The 3,665-nt window shown below is 45.7% G+C and carries 2 protein-coding genes; one reads left to right on the top strand and one right to left on the bottom strand.

The features are described 5' to 3' along the window. Window positions 1–355 precede the first annotated feature (355 nt). A complete protein-coding gene (tamL, locus tag V7Q33_RS23250) occupies window positions 356–2,878 on the bottom strand; it encodes a translocation and assembly module lipoprotein TamL (RefSeq protein WP_333821485.1) in 2,523 nt (840 codons plus the stop codon). Window positions 2,879–2,887: 9 nt separating this feature from the next. Between tamL and V7Q33_RS23245 the strand changes: the two genes are divergently transcribed. Beyond that, on the top strand, window positions 2,888–3,625 hold the full coding sequence (locus V7Q33_RS23245) for a TrmH family RNA methyltransferase (protein ID WP_333821484.1): 738 nt from the start codon (window positions 2,888–2,890) through the stop codon (window positions 3,623–3,625). Window positions 3,626–3,665 lie beyond the last annotated feature (40 nt).

The following is a 3,665-nucleotide window of genomic DNA, read 5'->3' as shown; positions in this document are numbered from 1 at the left end:
ATCTCTATTCAAACATTTTCAACCATTTTCAATTTTCCCCGGACACCAATAGCTATTAGCCTCTGGCTACGAGCTGCTGGGAGAGAAAATACAAGTCGGGAAGTCCGAAAGTGGGGAATAAAAATCCAATTGCACAGAGGGGCGCAAAGAAGGCACAAAGTTACACAGAGTATATATATCGGGTAATCCGGGCCATCTGCGGAAACTTTCTGTGTACTTCTGTGAGTTCTGTGGGAGACTTTATGGGAGTTTTTTATTTAGCTGCTGCAAAGTTCTATCGGACTTCCTGTCTTCGGGACTCTTGCATTCATTTCTGCGTACTTCTGTGCTTTTTGATTTTGTCTGTGGGAAAAAATTAAAAAGGAAATCCAATACCTACGTTATAGATTACTGGTTCTCTGTAATTGATATAGGTAGTTGTTTCTCCGTTCTTCACTTCCGTAGCGTAAGGCTTGAAGAATCGTATCTTGTTCAGTACAAAACGATCGCCTTCATCACGCGCAGGATCAATTACCTTCATACCCACATCGAAACGAAGTATAAGAAATGTAAAGTCGAAGCGAAGTCCGAAGCCCGTACCCAATGCAATCTCTTTATAGAACTGATCGACCTTGAATTGTGAATTACCATTCGCCACCACAACACCATTTACTGTTTTTTTGCGTTCCTGGAATGTCCACGTATTCCCGGCATCAAAGAATATAGCACCGCTTACAAAACCGAAAAGTTTTTGCCGCACTTCAATACTTGCTTCCATCAGTATCTCTGCTGGCTGTTCAATGTTATAGTCAAACATACCGTCCTTCACCGGGTTGCCGTTTGATTCCGGGTCTTCGGTTTTACGGGGTTTGAACGACCCGGGCCCCAATCTTCGTGGACGCCACGCGCGTATACTATTACTACCGCCGGCAAAGAAAAATTTCTCGTATGGTAAACTTTTATTCTTCGAATACGAGTAGGCAACACCGGAGTTGAAGCGATAGGCCACCGTTGTATTCCGGTCAATCACATTGATTCTGCGCAAGTCAAGACTAAACCGCAGGTACTTGAAATACTCCAGTTGATACTGTGTTACCAGGGATGGATCGATGAAATTCCAGATCGTACCACCGCTTTCCAGCTGCGCGCGGATAAAGCCTGAGCTTCGTTCCTGGTTGCCGTAGTTCCGGTAATTCCACGTTACACCAAAAATGATACTGTTTACAAACGAAGGACGGAATGAATTGAGCAGACTGAAATTACCCAGCGCGCCTTGTTGTGCCAGCAGCTCCTTGAAGTTTTTAGAGAGATTGGCCGTATCAATCACGCTCAGGTTGACCGGTGTAAGCTGATATAGCCTGTTCTTATTATTCTGCCACGAGTATGTGCCGTTGATCGAGAAGGCAGTTCGTCTGTATTCAGGTCGGTCGGTATAGGCATAACCCGCAGTAAATTTAGTTTTGGGATTAAACTCCGCGTGCTTGAAGCGCGTTCGGTCTTTGAATGGCCAAATGAACTGCGGGAAGGTGAGCGATGCATTTACACCGGCTTCTGTACTTTTATAAAAGTTCTGATCTTCGGTAGCGGAAGCAACCCCTTCAAATCCGAAACGGCCACTGATATCGAACGTTTCCATGCCGTTGAATACATTTCGCTTCTTGAACGTCATGTTGTAGAATGGACCTGGAAAACCTTGCGTCACATTAACACCGGCTTCGTTACTCCATTCATATCGCGGCAGCGGACTGGTAAAGATGGTAGTTACGAATTTACCGTTGGACGAATCGTAATTGATGTTTACAAACTTGAATGCATCTACATTTGCCAACTGACGTTGTGTGTTCAGCGTCTTCGAGCGACTATATAAATCACCACGCTTGATGAACACGCGCTGCGACAGAATCTTCAGGTTATAGTTGTCTTCATAGTAATTGTATTGAATATCCCGATAGGTGCGACTGGTGCGTTCTTTTCCGGGTTTATTTATACCTATATCTGTAGTGAAGTGCACTTCATCTACCATAAACTTCTTGTGAAATCCGCGCTTGGCCGGATCGTTGATGATGACCATCACGGCTACTTTCCGTTCAGGTGAGTGGAACGATGTATCCGTAGCATATTCTATATACTGCCGACTGAAGTCATAATAGCCATTATCTTTCAGCATCAGATCAAGACGCTCGCGTTCTTTGGTGAGTTTATCTTCATCGTAATGCTCGCCCTTCTTCAGCATGCTGAAGCGCTCGTTCGTGATCACGATTCGGTTGATGGCTGTGTCGGGTATCTGGTAGAAGATTGAATCAAATACATACGGCTGGCCGGGGATAACCTTATAGATTACTTTTACCCGCTTCGGATATAGCTTCATGGTATCGACTACGGCGTATACCTTATTCGTAAAATAACCCTTCGAGAAAAGATAACTGTGGAAGCGGCCAAGTGTGAGCCGCACCAGGCTGCTGTCGAACACCGCGATTGGCTCGCCCCATTGCATGACTGTGTTGCCGTTCTCAATTTTATCCGCGAGCTTCTCGCTTTTCTGCTGCTTCCGGAATTGCAGGTTGTTGATGCGTTTATCACGTTTGCTGCGCGCGATCTTGGCATCGAACTTCTTCTCGATCCGGTCTTTCTTCTGGATCATCTTCTCCTGGTCGTAGAAGCGATTACCGAGATAATAAATGCTTACAAGAGGGGCCAGTGGCCGGATGATGAACTTTCGGTTGGGGCGTTGTGCGTGGAGGTTTTGCAGGGCGCTGGCATCTATGGTGCCCGGAGCTTCGATTCTTTGGCGATACAATAACTTTTCATTTTCTTTCAGGTGCTTTATTCCCAGACAGCCGGAGAGCAGGAATGGGAGCAAGGCGGTAAAAAGAAAATATTTACGTTTCAGCGTACTCAAGCGATAACAATGCTGTCTAAAGCCAAAATCAAGTTTATCAAATCTTTGCAAGTAAAGAAATACCGGAAACAGGAGCAATGTTTTGTGGTTCAAGGTGCAAAGAGTGTGCAGGAATTATTGACTTCCGGCTTTGAAGTGAGCATGATACTTGGCACTGCCGATTTTCTCCGGCACATACCAACGCATATCCCGGCCGAGATAATGGAAGTCACCGAAAAGGAGCTGAGCGACCTCAGTGAATTTCAAACGAACGACTCGGCACTGGCCGTTGCCCGTATAAAACAGAACAACCGACTGGCTATACAGGCCAACGAGTTTGCCCTGGTACTCGATGATATACGCGACCCCGGCAACCTGGGCACCATAATCCGCACAGCCGACTGGTTTGGTATACACAAGATCATTGCCTCCGAAGAGACTGCCGATTTCTATAATCCAAAAGTGATCAGTGCTACCATGGGATCGTTCTGCCGCGTAGAGATATACTATACCAACCTCACGGAATATTTGCCGGGTATCAGCTTGCCTATATATGGTGCTTACCTCGATGGTAAAGATGTGCATCGCACAGACTTTGGCAGCGGAGGATTGATCGTGATCGGCAATGAATCACGCGGTATATCAGCACCGCTGGAGCAGTTCATTACACAAAAAATCACCATTCCCCGTTATGGTAAAGCCGAGTCGCTTAATGCAGCCATTGCTACTGCGGTTATTTGTGATAATGTGGTGAGAAGTAAGAAGTAAGAAGTAAGAAGTAAGAAGTAAGAAGTAAGAAGTAAGAAGT

Origin of the sequence: Ohtaekwangia sp. (assembly GCF_036786105.1) — a bacterium.
Lineage (GTDB): Bacteria > Bacteroidota > Bacteroidia > Cytophagales > Cyclobacteriaceae > Ohtaekwangia.
Note: the sequence above shows the minus strand (reverse complement) of the source record. Positions and strands in the feature narration are given on the sequence as shown.

Coding starts and splice junctions, on each gene's coding strand:
- V7Q33_RS23245 (WP_333821484.1), top strand. CDS start 2,888: ATGCTGTCTAAAGCCAAAATCAAGTTTATCAAATCTTTGCAAGTAAAG.